This window comes from Sphingomonas sp. TDK1, assembly GCF_001650735.1.
Taxonomy (GTDB): Bacteria; Pseudomonadota; Alphaproteobacteria; order Sphingomonadales; family Sphingomonadaceae; genus Sphingomonas.
The window spans coordinates 18,329-31,552 of record NZ_LXVY01000003.1; the positions used below are offsets into that span (position 1 = coordinate 18,329).

15 protein-coding genes are annotated in these 13,224 nt (G+C 66.5%); 3 read left to right on the top strand and 12 right to left on the bottom strand.

The window, feature by feature from the left end:
• Window positions 1-34: 34 nt before the first annotated feature.
• Window positions 35-877, top strand: coding sequence for a diacylglycerol/lipid kinase family protein (locus A7X12_RS02220; protein WP_064310028.1), 843 nt, complete (start codon window positions 35-37; stop codon window positions 875-877).
• Window positions 874-1,620, top strand: coding sequence for a metallophosphoesterase family protein (locus tag A7X12_RS02225; protein ID WP_064310029.1), 747 nt, complete (start codon window positions 874-876; stop codon window positions 1,618-1,620). The genes A7X12_RS02220 and A7X12_RS02225 overlap by 4 nt, the downstream gene beginning before the upstream one ends.
• On the opposite strand, the gene A7X12_RS02230 is transcribed toward A7X12_RS02225, so the two are convergent.
• The 12 genes from A7X12_RS02230 to A7X12_RS02285 all read right to left on the bottom strand — a co-directional run bounded on the left by A7X12_RS02230 (window position 1,617) and on the right by A7X12_RS02285 (window position 12,336).
• Complete coding sequence (locus A7X12_RS02230; protein ID WP_064310030.1) at window positions 1,617-2,978, bottom strand: DUF1501 domain-containing protein; 1,362 nt, start codon at window positions 2,976-2,978, stop codon at window positions 1,617-1,619. The two genes, A7X12_RS02225 and A7X12_RS02230, sit on opposite strands and share 4 nt — an antisense overlap.
• 12 nt (window positions 2,979-2,990) lie before the next feature.
• On the bottom strand, window positions 2,991-4,664 hold the full coding sequence (locus A7X12_RS02235) for a DUF1800 domain-containing protein (protein WP_064310031.1): 1,674 nt from the start codon (window positions 4,662-4,664) through the stop codon (window positions 2,991-2,993).
• Window positions 4,665-5,067: 403 nt separating this feature from the next.
• Window positions 5,068-5,637, bottom strand: coding sequence for a 30S ribosomal protein S9 (gene rpsI, locus A7X12_RS02240; protein ID WP_064310032.1), 570 nt, complete (start codon window positions 5,635-5,637; stop codon window positions 5,068-5,070).
• Window positions 5,637-6,116 carry a 50S ribosomal protein L13 gene (gene rplM / locus A7X12_RS02245; RefSeq protein ID WP_019369452.1) on the bottom strand — a complete coding sequence of 160 codons (480 nt, stop codon included), beginning with the start codon at window positions 6,114-6,116 and terminating at the stop codon, window positions 5,637-5,639. Before rplM ends, rpsI begins: the two co-directional genes overlap by 1 nt.
• Before the next feature lie 136 nt (window positions 6,117-6,252).
• The gene (cutA, locus tag A7X12_RS02250) at window positions 6,253-6,567 is read right to left on the bottom strand and encodes a divalent-cation tolerance protein CutA (protein ID WP_064310033.1); all 315 of its coding nucleotides are present in this window, start codon (window positions 6,565-6,567) and stop codon (window positions 6,253-6,255) included.
• Window positions 6,564-7,592, bottom strand: coding sequence for a COX15/CtaA family protein (locus A7X12_RS02255; protein WP_064310034.1), 1,029 nt, complete (start codon window positions 7,590-7,592; stop codon window positions 6,564-6,566). The genes cutA and A7X12_RS02255 overlap by 4 nt, the downstream gene beginning before the upstream one ends.
• Window positions 7,593-7,634: 42 nt before the next feature.
• Window positions 7,635-7,862 (bottom strand): hypothetical protein, encoded by a 228-nt coding sequence (locus A7X12_RS02260; protein ID WP_064310035.1) that lies wholly within the window; start codon window positions 7,860-7,862, stop codon window positions 7,635-7,637.
• Window positions 7,859-8,230 (bottom strand): plasmid mobilization protein, encoded by a 372-nt coding sequence (locus A7X12_RS02265; protein ID WP_064310036.1) that lies wholly within the window; start codon window positions 8,228-8,230, stop codon window positions 7,859-7,861. The genes A7X12_RS02260 and A7X12_RS02265 overlap by 4 nt, the downstream gene beginning before the upstream one ends.
• Before the next feature lie 185 nt (window positions 8,231-8,415).
• On the bottom strand, window positions 8,416-10,341 hold the full coding sequence (gene dxs, locus A7X12_RS02270; protein ID WP_064310037.1) for a 1-deoxy-D-xylulose-5-phosphate synthase: 1,926 nt from the start codon (window positions 10,339-10,341) through the stop codon (window positions 8,416-8,418).
• Window positions 10,342-10,392: 51 nt separating this feature from the next.
• On the bottom strand, window positions 10,393-10,851 hold the full coding sequence (locus A7X12_RS02275; protein WP_064310038.1) for a Fur family transcriptional regulator: 459 nt from the start codon (window positions 10,849-10,851) through the stop codon (window positions 10,393-10,395).
• A 53-nt stretch (window positions 10,852-10,904) separates the two neighbouring features.
• The gene (locus A7X12_RS02280) at window positions 10,905-11,291 is read right to left on the bottom strand and encodes a MerC domain-containing protein (protein ID WP_064310039.1); all 387 of its coding nucleotides are present in this window, start codon (window positions 11,289-11,291) and stop codon (window positions 10,905-10,907) included.
• Window positions 11,292-11,613: 322 nt separating this feature from the next.
• Window positions 11,614-12,336, bottom strand: a complete 723-nt coding sequence (locus A7X12_RS02285) for an RBBP9/YdeN family alpha/beta hydrolase (RefSeq protein ID WP_064310040.1) — start codon at window positions 12,334-12,336, stop codon at window positions 11,614-11,616.
• Window positions 12,337-12,470: 134 nt separating this feature from the next.
• Between A7X12_RS02285 and A7X12_RS02290 the strand changes: the two genes are divergently transcribed.
• Window positions 12,471-13,220 (top strand): TlyA family RNA methyltransferase, encoded by a 750-nt coding sequence (locus A7X12_RS02290; RefSeq protein ID WP_064310041.1) that lies wholly within the window; start codon window positions 12,471-12,473, stop codon window positions 13,218-13,220.
• Window positions 13,221-13,224: the final 4 nt, after the last annotated feature.

The following is a 13,224-nucleotide window of genomic DNA, read 5'->3' on the forward strand; positions in this document are numbered from 1 at the left end:
GCCACGAAATCGGTTCTCGGGCGTTACGAGGACCATGCAGAAGCTCTGGTTCATCACCAACCCCAATTCCGGCACGACGTCGCAGGCGAAATGCGATGCAATGGAGGCGGTGTTCGACGAGCGCGGGCTGACGCTCGCCGGCCGGACCAACTTCCCCGAAGATCCGCTGCCACCGGCAGCGATGCTCTACGCGGCGGACGTGGATACGGTCGTTCTGTTCGCGGGTGACGGAACCATCAACGCGGCACTGCGCGCGCTGGCGGATTGGGAAGGGGCGTTCCTGATCCTGCCGGGAGGCACGATGAACCTGCTCGCCAAGGCGCTGCATGCCGAAACGGATCCGCACAAGATTATCCATGCCGCGCATGGCTGTGATCGGCGCGTGGCGCTGCCCTATATCGTCGCGGGCGAGTATCGAGCATTCGTGGGGCTGATCCTGGGACCCGCGGCGAGCTGGTTCCGGGCGCGAGAGGTGGTGCGCAAGGGCCGGTTCGGGCGTCTGATCGCGGCGGTACGGGGCGCCTGGCGGAATACCTTCCACCGACGCGGCGTGCGGGTGGAAGGTGCGCGCAACCTGGGGGATCGCTATCAGGCCGTCTTCGTGACTCCGACGCTGGAAGGCTTGGAGGTAGCAGCGGTCGACGCGCGCGACTGGGGTTCGATTGCGCAACTGGGATGGGAATGGGTAACCGGCGATTGGGTCGCGGCGCGGGCGGTGACCGAAAGCCGCGCCGAAACGCTGCGGCTTGGCGAACGCAGACCGGTGCTCGCGCTGTTCGACGGCGAGCCGGAAACGCTCGATCCCGGGATCACGATCCGCGCCGGACGCAGCCTCGAGACGTTCATCGCCACCCGCGCGGAAGGCGCCGCCGCATGACCCGCTTCTTCCATGTCAGCGACGTGCATTTCGGTCGCGAGAACCGGGAGGCGGTCGACTGGTTCAACGCCAGGGTGCGCGACGAAAAGCCGGCCGCGGTAATCATGACCGGCGACCTCACCATGCGGGCCCGGGCAAAGGAGTTTGCCGCCGCCGCCGAATGGCTCGAAAGCCTGGGCGTGCCGGTGACGGTGGAGGTGGGCAACCACGATCTGCCCTATTTCAACCCGTTCGCGCGCCTGGCGATGCCCTATCGCCGCTACCGGTCGCTGGAACGGATGATCGAGCGCCCGCTCGACGTTCGCGGCGTGTCGATCGTGCCGCTGAAGACGACCGCGCGCTTCCAGTTCCGCACCAATTGGTCAAAGGGCCATGTCAGCACCCGCGCCCTGCGGAAATCGCTCGCGCTGGCGGAGGCGGTACCGACCGGCGATCTGGTGTTCGTCGCTGCGCACCATCCCCTGGTCGAGGCCGGCACGCGGGCCACCTCGCGCACGCATGGCGGGAGGCGGGCACTGGAGGCGCTCGCACAGGCAGGGGCGGACGCGGTACTGAGCGGCCATGTCCATGATCCGTTCGACATCGAACACCGGATCGGCGACCATGCGGTTCGTCTGATCGGCGCGGGCACGCTTTCCGAGCGCACGCGCGACCAGCCGCCGTCGTTCAACGAGATCACCGTGGACGGCACGGGTTTTTCCACCCGCGCCCGCTTCCTCGGCGAACCGAGCGTGGCGCTCTAGCTGCGGAACAGTGGCAGCGGTCCGCGGCCTGCGGTCGACCAGGTCTGCCAGTTGGGGAAGACATAGGGCATGTCGGCGTTGCTTACCCCGTGCCAGCGCGCGATGGCGCCGAGATATTCCTCCTGCGCAATGCCGGGAATGAAGCGGCCCTGATCCGTTATGTCGTCGGCGCCGCCCAACACCGGGTCGGGATAGCGCCCGAAGATGCCACCCTTCGTCACGTCGCCCCCCATGACCAGATGGTTGTTGCCCCAGGCATGATCGGTACCGAACTGCGCGTTGGACGCATAGGTCCGGCCGAAGTCGCTCATCGTGAAGGTGGTGACGTTCGATGCCACGCCCAGCGCCTTCATCGCACGATGGAAGGCGGCCATTGCCTGGGCGAGTCCACCCAGCATGGTGGCCTGCGCACCGGCAGTGGGTGTGCCGCCCTGGACCTGATTGGCGTGATGATCGAAGCCGCCCTGGCCGACCAGGAAGGTCTGGCGGGTGTGGCCCAGCGATCCGCGCGCCTCGATCATCCGGGCGGCGCCGAGCAACTGCAGGGCGAGGTCGCTGGTCAGCGGTCGGCCGGCGGAGTCGACAAAATGGCGGCTGACGCTGCTCGCGCCGGATAGCAGGGCGTTGGCGAGGTCGGCCTGGGCATAGGTGCCGCTGAGGGTCGTCGCGACACCGTCCATGATCGGGCCACCGGCGCTGGTCGCCATCGCGGTGATCGCCAGATTCTTCGCGGCCTCGTCGAGCCGATATCCGGAGCGAGGGGGCAGTCCGGTGGCCGGTACGACCAATGGCGTGCTCTGCCGGCCGATCACGGCAAGGGTGGATCCCACGAGCGAGATCAGCGGCGGCAGGCGGCCGCCCGTCATGCGGTCGGCGATGCGGCCCATGAACCCGTCGCTGCTCACGTCGCGCGCGCGTAGTCCCTGCCAATGGTCCTGCTCATCCGCATGGCTCATCAGGTTGCTGGGGCGCAGATCCGGGCGCGTCTGGAAGGTCGTCTTGGTCAGCGGCGCGAACAGCGTGCCGGTGTTAAGCACCAGCGAAAGCGCACCTTCGTCCCATATCGGGCGCAACGCCGCCATCGCCGGGTGCAGGGCATAGCTGCTGTTCGTCAGGGGCGTCAGCGCATTGCGCGGAAGCGCGATGCTGCCGCGGGCGGCCTGGTAGGCGGCGTGGCGGGCGTCTGTGGGGACGACCATGTTCCACCCGTCATTGCCGCCATAGAGGAAGATCCCGACCATCGCGCGGAAGTTGCCGGACGGGGCGGCGATGGCGGCGGTACGGCCAAGATGGCCCAGGGCGGCGAGGGCGCCGGTGCCGGCGGTGAGGCGGGCAAAATCGCGTCGGGAAAGCGTCATCGGATCGGTCCCTTACCGGTCGACCAGGAATTGCGGGCTGGTGGCGGCGATGTAGAACAGGAGTTGCGCGCGCTTGCGGGCGCGAAGGCGCGTATTCTTGTCGTTCACGGCGAGCGCGGCATTCCGCAGTGCCGCTCGTTGGACGGGCGTGATGGTGTTGCCAAGCACCAGCACGTCGACGGCGGCGATCATCGCATCGATATTGTCGCCGAAGGTTTCCCATGTCGTCCACACCAGCTTGGTACCGGCGCTGCCCATCCACTTCTGCGGCCGAAATTCCGACGCAGCGGCATTGTCTCGGACGGTCCAGTCGTACACCAGATTGTGGAAGCGCAGCACGGTACTGCTGTTGAACAGCTTTGACGCCGGGCTGCGTAGCGTCTGGCTGCCGGGCAAAGGATAATCGATCGGGTAGAAGTTGAACACCGAGGGCGCGCGCATCACCGGCTGCCCCAGCGCGGTATCGCGGTTCATGAAGGCGAAACCGTCGGTCGTCATGCCGATGGCGCGGGCGAGCGACAGCATCGCCAGCACCGGTTCCTTCAGCTTGCCGCGATCGTTGCGCGGGGCCGTCCTTGCTTCCGGATCGGTGAGGATCGCCCGCACCACCGCTTTCAGGTCACCCCGAACGCCTGCGCCGTTGTTGACGAACACCCGCGCGACCCGCCCGACATAGGCAGGACTGGGGTTGGCGGTCACCAAGTGGACGATGAGGTGGCGCGAAACGAACGGTGGCGTCGAGGGATGGCTGAACGCTGCATCCACCACGGCGTCTACGCTCGCTTGCGGCGACGCGCCCGCAGGCACTGTCACGCCGAGGAAGCGTTTTTCACCACTATCGTAGCGCGCAGGCACGGGCACCATCGGGCGGACATCGTCGTTGAAGCCCTGGCCGCTGCCCGTGCGCGCCATGTCCCAGCCGGTGAGCGCACGCGACACCCCGCGAATATCATCGGGGCCGTAATTTGGGATGGTGCCGCCGGTCGCATCCCGGCGCGGCGTGCCGTCCGCGTTCAGCTGGTTCGGCCCCATCGAGAAGAGCTGCAGCATCTCCCGGGCGTAATTCTCCGAAGGGGCACTTCGGTTGCTGCCGGCCATGTCGAGATACTGGCCCATATAGGGATTCAGCGTGACGGCCTTCAGCAGCGTGCGGTAATTGCCGAAGGCATTGTCGAGGAACAGCTGGTTGAAGCCGGCGATGCCGGAGGTGGCAAATACTTCGACCTCCGATGCGACGATCATCTGCGACAGGGCAAACGCGACACGCTGGCGGAGCTGGTCCGGCGCGGCAACCGCATCGGTATAGAAGCGCATGGCCACCGGCACGCGGCTGAAATAGCGGCGGCTGCAATCGGCATCCTTGCAGAGGTCGCGCCGCCGGGGGACGGCGAGATCCGCATAGGTGCTGCCGCGCGCTTCCAGTTGCTGGTCGATCCAGCCCTCGATCCCGACCTTCGCGATCTGTTCGAGCAGCGCGGGCGTCGGACCGAAGCTGGCCTGCCGGGCGAGCCGGATGGCGTCGGTCATCTGCGACTGGGCCGGAGACGTCCCGGCATTGGCCGTCGCCATGCTGACCAAGCCGCTGGTCATCTGGCTGTCTGCCAGGTTCACATTCGTGCTGCCGCCGTCGCACGCCGACAGCAGGCCGACCGCGCCGAGCGCGACCGCCTTCCACTTGATACGCATGTCTGAATTCCCCGCCCGCAGGTTTTGCCGCGTTGCAGCTACGCTCTATGGCGGAACGAAATTTTTAGGAAGACCTGTCCCAGACTGGGATCGGCTGCGATATCGGGAAGGAGTCCGCATCTTCCAGCATAGTTTCGGTATCGTATCGAAAAATCTTGCGGTCAGTCGTTGTCGGGGTGCGGCGATTCACGTCGAGATCATGCATCCGAAAGGGCCCGATTGCGTAGCCGCGGCAATCCCGGCGGATTTGGCTGGCCAACGGATCTTTCCGATTCTCCCGGTTTTCTGCGGCTTTGCACCAAATTGGGTATGCGCGGCGCGACCGCCGGTCCGGTGGTTCGCGTACGAAAAAGGGCGGCCCGTTGCCGGACCGCCCCTTGTTCCTTGGCCGAAGCCGAGACGCTTAGCGCTTCGAGAACTGGAAGCTGCGGCGGGCCTTCGCCTTGCCGTACTTCTTACGCTCGACGGCGCGGCTGTCGCGGGTCAGGAAGCCGGCCTTCTTCACCGGGGCGCGCAGCACCGGCTCATACTTGGTCAGCGCCTGCGAGATGCCGTGCTTCACAGCACCGGCCTGGCCCGAGAGACCGCCGCCCTTGACGGTGCAGATCACGTCATACTGGCCCTCACGCTCGGCGACACCGAACGGCTGGTTGATGACGAGACGCAGCGTCGGACGCGCGAAATAGATTTCCTGGTCACGACCGTTGATCGTGATCTTGCCCGTGCCCGGCTTCAGCCACACGCGGGCCACGGCGTCCTTACGACGGCCGGTGGCATAGGCGCGGCCATACTGGTCCAGCTCCTGCGCACGCAGCGGCGTGGTCGGGGCGGCCGGCTCGTCGATCTGGCCGGCGAGATAGGCGTCTGCAGCGGCGGCGGCAGCCGGCGCGGCGGCCTGGCCTTCGGTCGGCGCGGCGGGCTGCTGGCCCAGCGCGGCACCCAGGTCGGAAAGCGACTGGCGGTTGTCAGACATTATGCACCCACCTTGTTCTTGCGGCTCATGCCGGCGATGTCGAGAACCTCGGGGTTCTGAGCTTCATGCGGATGCTCCGAACCGGCGAAGATGCGCAGGTTGCGCATCTGCTGGCGACCGAGCGGGCCGCGCGGGATCATGCGCTCCACGGCCTTCTCCAGAACGCGCTCCGGGAAGCGGCCTTCGAGAACCTTGGCGGCGGTGATGCCCTTGATGCCGCCCGCATAGCCGGTGTGCTTGTAGTACACCTTCTGGCCGAGCTTCTTGCCGGTGAAACGGATCTTGTCCGCGTTGATCACGATGACATTGTCACCGCAGTCGACGTGCGGGGTGAAGCTGGTCTTGTGCTTGCCGCGCAGGACGTTCGCGATCACCACCGCTGCACGACCGACGACGAGCCCTTCGGCGTCGACGATGTGCCACTTCTTCTCCACCTCGGCCGGCTTGGCCGACTTGGTGGTCTTCATCAGCGCCTTCATGGCCTGTGACCTTTCGCGTAGGAAATGCATACGCGCCACCGTTGCCGGCAGCGCGATCGATGTCCCTCTGACGATTTGGGGCCTGAAAGTCAAGAAATGCGTGGGTTTGCTGACGGGTAAAATAATACCTGTTAGCTTAGCGCGTCTCGTCGGCGATCCAGCGGGCGACGGCGTTGCCCGCCTCGACCGGCCATTGCTCGATCACCGGGAGGTCATAGCCGTGGAGTGCCGCGATCCGCTCGCGCAGGCGCAGCGCCAGGGCAGGGCGGGTCTTGAACAGGGCGGGGACTTCCTCGCCGCGCTCGATGCCGCCCTGCCAGCGATAGATCGAGGTGCAGGGCGCGAGGATGTTGACGCAGGCGGCCAGCCGGTCCGCCAGCACCGTCTCCGCCACCCGCTCGGCATCGGCGCGGCTGGCAAAGGTGACATAGAGGAGGGCGGTGTCGCTCACCGGATCCGGCCGATCGAGTGGACGCCCCACACGGTCGCGCATACTAGCAGCGCGCCGACCAGTTGGTGGGTGGCGGCGAGGTGGAGGTTCACCCCGGTCATCACCGTCGCGATGCCGAGCAGGATCTGGATGCCGAAGGCCGAGTGGATCGCGATCGAGGCGCGGCGATCGCCGGCTGCCTTGGCCTTGCGGGCGAGGATAATCAGTCCGCCTACGACCACCCAGGCCCACCAGCGGTGGATGAAGTGGACGATCGCGGGGTCATACAGCGCGGCGTGGAGCGGGCTCTCGCCGATCTGGCTGATACCGGGGAAGAAGCGGTCGTTCATCAGCGGCCACTGATCGGTGACCAGTCCGGCATCGAGCCCCGCGACGAGGGCTCCGTAAAAGAGCTGGATCGCCAGCAGCACCAGCACGCCTGCGCCGAGGCCGCTCAGCCGGGCGGGGCGCTCGGCGTGGTTGGCGGCGAGCGCGCGCAGGTCGAGCATGGTCCAGACGATCCCGCCCAGCGTGAACAGCGCGGTCATCAGGTGGGTCGCCAGCCAGAAATGGCTGACCGAGGTGCGGGTGTGGTTGAGCCCGGACTTCACCATCCACCAGCCAAACGCGCCCTGCAGCCCGCCCAGCGCGAGCAGCGCCACCAGCCGCCAGCCATAGCCCTGCGGGATCTGCTTGCGGATCCAGAACCACAGCAAGGGCAGCGCGAACACCATGCCGATCAGGCGGCCGAGCAGGCGGTGGATATATTCCCAGAAGAAGATGCTCTTGAACCCGGCGAGCGTCATGCCCTGGTTCAGCTGCTCATACTGGCCGATCTGCTTGTAATGGTCGAACTCCGCCTGCCACTGCGCCTCGTTGAGCGGGGGAATGATGCCCGAGATCGGTTTCCATTCGGTGATCGACAGGCCCGATTCGGTGAGCCGGGTAATGCCCCCCACGACGACCATCGCGACGATCATCGCGGCAACGACGAACAGCCAGTGCGCAAGCGCGCGGGGGCGGGCGGTGAGCGGGAGTACAGTCATTTTCAGCACGGACCGCGATGTACGCGCTCGGGGAAGCGCGCGCTAGCTGCCCGCTTGTGGACTTTCGGGAAGGGCGGGCTGCGCGGGCGGTGGCGCGGATGGCTGGCGCTTCATCGCGATATCGATCAGCGTTTCCAGGCGGATCACCCGCTCGCGCGTCTCGATCGAGTGGCGGCGGGCCTCCTCGGCGGTGGTCAGCGCCTGGTCTACCTTGTGCTGGAGGAGCGCGACCTGCTGGAGGGCGCGCAACGCATCGGTCCAGAAGCTCACGGGCGGGCCCAGCCGGACAGGGCGGTGGACAGCGCATCCCAGTCGATCGAGGAATCGGCCAGCAGCTGTTCGCGGACTTGGGCGCGATAGGCGTCCTCGTCGAACGCGGCCGCAGCCGTGCGCGCCGACTCGAGCCTTGCGAAGGCCTCGTCCGTACGGGCATTGGCCTGTTCGAGCTGGGCGAGCAGGTCGCGCATCAGCGCCATCTCGGCAGGCGTTGGTTCGGTATAGCGTTCGGCGGCGGTGCGCATGAAGTCGCTCACCGTCATGTCGGCAGCCTCCGCGTTGGCGGAAATACGCCGCTTTTCCTCGGGCGATACCAGCACGACGACACGGCTGGAGCGGGTCTCTGGAAGCTGCGTTGCCATGCACATGTACATAACATGTGCATGTTGGAGATTCAAGGATACAGGTGTTTCCTCCCCCGCCAGGGGGAGGTGGCGCCGAAGGCGAGGGAGGGGGCGGATGCCAGAGCCTCTCGGCCGCCGTGCTTCCTCCCCCTCCGTCAGGCTGCGCCTGACACCTCCCCCTGGCGGGGGAGGATGTGGCGTGTTTACGCCCGCACGCCGTCAGCCAGCTCGGCCTCGTTGTAGCGCAGCGCCTTCAGCACCGTATCGACGATGTGCGCGGCGTTCAGCCCCGCTTCGTCATATTGCTTCTCAGGCTTGTCCTGGTCCTGGAACACGTCCGGCAGGCGCATCGTGCGCAGCTTGAGGCCGCCGTCGATCAGGCCCGTGTCGCTGGCCAGCGTGAGCACATGCGCACCGAGGCCGCCGATCGCGCCTTCCTCGATCGTCACCGCCACTTCATGCGTGGTCAGCAGGCGGCGGATCAGATCCTCGTCGAGCGGCTTGGCGAAGCGCAAGTCGGCGACCGTCGTCGAAAGCCCCTTTGCCTCGAGCGTGTCGGCGGCCTTGAGCGCCTCGGCGAGGCGGGTGCCGAGCGACAGGATCGCTACCTTCTTGCCTTCGCGCACCACGCGGCCCTTGCCGATCTCCAGCCGCTCCGGAACCTCGGGCAGTTCCAGCCCGACGCCGTTGCCGCGCGGATAGCGCAGCGCGATCGGCCCGCTGTCGTGCAGCGCGGCGGTGTGGGTCATGTGGACGAGCTCGACCTCGTCCGCCGCCGCCATCACCACGAAATTGGGCAGGCTGGCGAGATAGGTCACGTCGAAGCTGCCGGCATGCGTCGCGCCGTCGGCACCGACCAAGCCGGCGCGGTCGATCGCGAAGCGGACCGGCAAGTTCTGAATCGCGACGTCGTGGACGACCTGGTCATAGGCGCGCTGCAGGAAGGTCGAGTAGATCGCGCAGAACGGCCGCATCCCCTGCGCGGCGAGGCCCGCCGCGAAGGTTACGGCATGCTGCTCGGCGATGCCCACGTCGAAGGTGCGATCCGGGAAGGTTGCCTGGAACTTGTCGAGGCCGGTGCCCGACGGCATCGCCGCAGTGATCGCGCAGACGGACGCGTCGCGCTCCGCCTCGGCGAGCAGCGCGTCGGCGAACACCTTGGTATAGGCCGGCGGGCCCGGGGGCGCCTTGGCCTGTGCGCCGGTGATCACGTCGAACTTCTGCACGCCGTGATATTTGTCCGCCGCCGCCTCGGCCGGGGCATAGCCCTTGCCCTTCTTGGTCACGACATGGATCAGGATCGGGCCCTGCTCGCTGTCGCGGACATTCTCCAGCACCGGGATCAGGTGCTCGAGATTATGGCCGTCGATCGGGCCGACATAATAGAAGCCCAGCTCCTCGAAGAGCGTGCCGCCGGTTGCCATGCCCCGGGCGAATTCCTCCGCCTTGCCGGCCGCCACGGTGAGGCGGCGCGAGAGCTTGCGGGTGAAGCGCTTGGCGAGCTCGCGCAGGCCGAGATATTCGGACGAGGAGATCAGCCGCGCAAGATAGGCCGAAAGCCCGCCGACCGGCGGCGCGATCGACATGTCGTTGTCGTTGAGGATCACCACCAGCCGGTTGCCAGCCGCCTCGGCGTTGTTCATCGCCTCATAGGCCATGCCGGCGCTCATCGCGCCGTCGCCGATCACCGCGATCGCCTTGCCCGGCGCCTCGTTCAGCTTGTTGGCGATGGCGAAGCCGAGCGCCGCGGAGATCGAGGTCGACGAGTGCGCGGCGCCGAACGGATCATACTCGCTCTCGCTGCGCTTGGTGAAGCCGGAGAGGCCGCCGCCCTGCCGGATCGTACGGATCCGATCGCGCCGGCCGGTCAGGATCTTGTGCGGGTAGCACTGATGCCCGACGTCCCAGATCAGCCGGTCGTCGGGGGTATTGAACACATAGTGGATCGCCACCGTCAGCTCGACGACGCCCAGGCCGGAGCCGAGATGTCCGCCGGTGGAGCCCACCGCACTGATGGTTTCGGCGCGAAGCTCGTCGGCCAGCTGGCGCAGCTGGGCGGGGGCGAGCTTCCGGAGGTCCTGCGGCGTGTCGACCGTGTCGAGCAGCGGCGTCTTGGGTAGGTCAGCCATGGGCTTTGTTAGCGCAACGTTAGTCTCAAGTCGAACGGTCTATTGGGCAGGTCAGTCGCACTTGCCGCACTTGCCCCGCACCTCGATGACCGGGCGAACAGGTGAAAAACCGGCGTGCTGCGCAGCGGACCGTACGTTCTTGGTGATCGTATCATCGTCGATATGGGTGGTCTGGCCGCAGCTGTCGCACACCAGGAAGATGCAGTCGTGCAGGCATTCCGGATGGGCATTGGCGACGTACGCGTTCGCGCTTTCCACCCGGCGTGCCAGATTGGAGCCGACGAACAGATCGAGGATGCGGTACACGCTGTTGGCCGCGACACGGCGGCCTTCTGTCTTGGATACCGCCTCGGCGATGTCATAGGCCGAAGCCGGCTTTTCGAACCCGGCCAATGCCTCGAATACGCGCTCGCGCATCGCCGTCCACTGCTCGCCGGCCTCTTCCAGCCGGGTGCGGGCCGCCTTGGTAAGATCGGCTCCGTGATGCTCGTGATGATGATGTGCGGACATGCAGGCAATTTAGGCGTTGCAGGCCGCTGCGGCAAGCAGCGGGCGGGTGCGGCTCAATAGGTGGCGCGGCGGTTGAGATCATGGCCGAGTGCCACCAGCGACACGCCGATCAGCGTCCACAGGGTCTCGAACCCGCCATGCGGCAGGCTGAGTGCGCCGCTCATGATTCCCAGGCCGAATGCCCCGACGATCGCGGGCGCCATATAGCCATGATGCACGATGCCGCGCCCCAGCGCATAGACGCCGAAGCCAATCGCCAGCATCAGGCCCACCTCGTGAATATGCGGATTCAGCAGGCCGCCTGCGGTAGAAACGATGGTGAGCAGCACCGTCGTCGCGATGCAGTGAATCAGGCAGAGTCCGCTGATCCCGATCGCGATGCGATCAAAAGCGCCATCCAGGCCCGCCCACCAGCGGGCTATGGGAATACTCAGCGACATCCGGCGACATATAGACCCGACCAAGCGGCGGTACAACATATCATGACGCAAATTCGCGGTTAATCTGGTGGCGCGACCAAAGCCGCACGTGCTGCTGTTCGTTACGGGCGGTCGTTCCGGTTGGAGGCAGCCTTCGCGAGTGGCGTCGAAAGTTGATGCTGATCGTGACGAAGGAGTTGCAAGAAATGCAACAAAGCTCGCGCTAATCGCGTCACAATTCAGTAAAGATCACGTAGCGCTGCGAAGGGTAGGCCGGATGACGCTCTAGGGTACGCCACCCGGCCATGCCCATGAACATTACTATAGATTGTCCTCCCTGATTTTACCAGTGCGGTTGCGCCGGTTTGATCGCATTTTGTCTCTGCTGCGGCGGAGCGCTGCCGAGATAATGCGCCTGGGCCGCTTCGGTGGCATGGACGGCCAACAGCGAGCGTGCATCTGCGGTGGTGCGTACCGATCCGCTGCGCTCGGCAGCGGTATCGAGCAGGCGGTCGAGCAGGGCCTGACCTTCTTCCCACCAGCCGATTCCGCTGGCCGCGTTCAGATGGCCCTGCGGGCCCGCATCCACGAACAGGCTGCCCCAGCCGCGGGCAAGGTCCTCGGAGCGCTCGATCGACATCCATGGATCGTCGCTGCTTGCCACTACCACGCTGGGGAAGGGCAGGAGCGTCGCGGGCGTCGGGCGGAAGGCGTGCAGCTCGGACGGCGCCGAGTCGCGGTCGACATCGGCCGGCGCCACCAGCAGCGCGCCGGCGACCGGCGTGCCGAAGGTCTGCCCAGCAAGGGTTGCCCACCAGGCAACCGCGAGGCACCCCAGGCTATGCGCTGCGAGTACCACCGGGGCCTGTGCGTTGCGGATCGCCTGGTCGAGCTTGGTTACCCAGGCATTGCGATGCGGCGTATTCCACATGCCGAGTTCGACTCGGTGCGTGTCGGGGCGGGACTGCTCCCACAAGGTCTGCCAGTGCGACGGCCCAGAGCCGCCGAGGCCGGGTACGGTAAGGATGATCGGCGAGCGATCATCGATCGGCGAAAAGATCGTCATTGCGTTCCTCTCCTTGGTCCTTGGAGGGACTGGCCGGACTCACGACATAATCCCTATCGGATTAGTGGGCAATAAGCCTTGCGCCGAACGGAGGAGCGGTTGCGCCGGGGCGTTGGCCGCGCCTAAAGGGCGGCATGGTAAAGCTTCGCGCCGATCAACTGCTCGTCGACCGCGGGCTCGCCGAGAGCCGCACGCGGGCGCAGGCGCTCATCATGGCGGGGCTCGCCTTCACCGGCGAGCGCAAGATCGAGAAGGCGGGCCAGATGCTCGCCGAGGATGCAGCGATCGAGGTGCGGGGGCGCGACCATCCCTGGGTGTCGCGCGGTGGCATCAAGCTCGCCCATGCGCTCGAGCATTTCGGCTGGGAGGTGACCGGCGCGGTCGCGATCGACGTCGGCTCCTCGACCGGCGGCTTTACCGACGTACTGCTGACGAACGGCGCGGCGCGCGTCTATGCGGTGGACAGCGGCACCAACCAGCTCGCCTGGAAGCTGCGCCAGGACGAGCGCGTGGTGGTCCACGAACAGACCAGCGCGCGCATCCTCACGCCGGCGCACATTCCCGAGCCGATCGACCTGGTGGTATGCGATGCGAGCTTCATCGGGCTGGCCAAGGTGCTCGACGTGCCTTTGGGCTTCACCCGGCCCGGCGCGCGACTGGCGGCGCTGATCAAGCCGCAGTTCGAGGCGGGGCGCGAGGAGGTCGGCAAGGGCGGGGTGGTCCGCGATCCTGCCGTGCACGAGCGGGTCTGCGCCGAGGTGGCCGTCTGGCTGGAAGGCAAGGGCTGGCAAGTGCTCGGCGTCACGCGCAGCCCGATCACCGGGCCGGAGGGCAATGTGGAGTTTCTGATCGGGGCGATGCGGCGGGATGGCGCAGAAGGCTGAGTTG

Coding starts and splice junctions, on each gene's coding strand:
- A7X12_RS02220 (WP_064310028.1), top strand. CDS start 35: ATGCAGAAGCTCTGGTTCATCACCAACCCCAATTCCGGCACGACGTCG.
- A7X12_RS02225 (WP_064310029.1), top strand. CDS start 874: ATGACCCGCTTCTTCCATGTCAGCGACGTGCATTTCGGTCGCGAGAAC.
- A7X12_RS02230 (WP_064310030.1), bottom strand. CDS start 2,978: ATGACGCTTTCCCGACGCGATTTTGCCCGCCTCACCGCCGGCACCGGC.
- A7X12_RS02235 (WP_064310031.1), bottom strand. CDS start 4,664: ATGCGTATCAAGTGGAAGGCGGTCGCGCTCGGCGCGGTCGGCCTGCTG.
- rpsI (WP_064310032.1), bottom strand. CDS start 5,637: ATGTCTGACAACCGCCAGTCGCTTTCCGACCTGGGTGCCGCGCTGGGC.
- rplM (WP_019369452.1), bottom strand. CDS start 6,116: ATGAAGGCGCTGATGAAGACCACCAAGTCGGCCAAGCCGGCCGAGGTG.
- A7X12_RS02255 (WP_064310034.1), bottom strand. CDS start 7,592: ATGACTGTACTCCCGCTCACCGCCCGCCCCCGCGCGCTTGCGCACTGG.
- A7X12_RS02265 (WP_064310036.1), bottom strand. CDS start 8,230: ATGGCAACGCAGCTTCCAGAGACCCGCTCCAGCCGTGTCGTCGTGCTG.
- dxs (WP_064310037.1), bottom strand. CDS start 10,341: ATGGCTGACCTACCCAAGACGCCGCTGCTCGACACGGTCGACACGCCG.
- A7X12_RS02275 (WP_064310038.1), bottom strand. CDS start 10,851: ATGTCCGCACATCATCATCACGAGCATCACGGAGCCGATCTTACCAAG.
- A7X12_RS02280 (WP_064310039.1), bottom strand. CDS start 11,291: ATGTCGCTGAGTATTCCCATAGCCCGCTGGTGGGCGGGCCTGGATGGC.
- A7X12_RS02285 (WP_064310040.1), bottom strand. CDS start 12,336: ATGACGATCTTTTCGCCGATCGATGATCGCTCGCCGATCATCCTTACC.
- A7X12_RS02290 (WP_064310041.1), top strand. CDS start 12,471: ATGGTAAAGCTTCGCGCCGATCAACTGCTCGTCGACCGCGGGCTCGCC.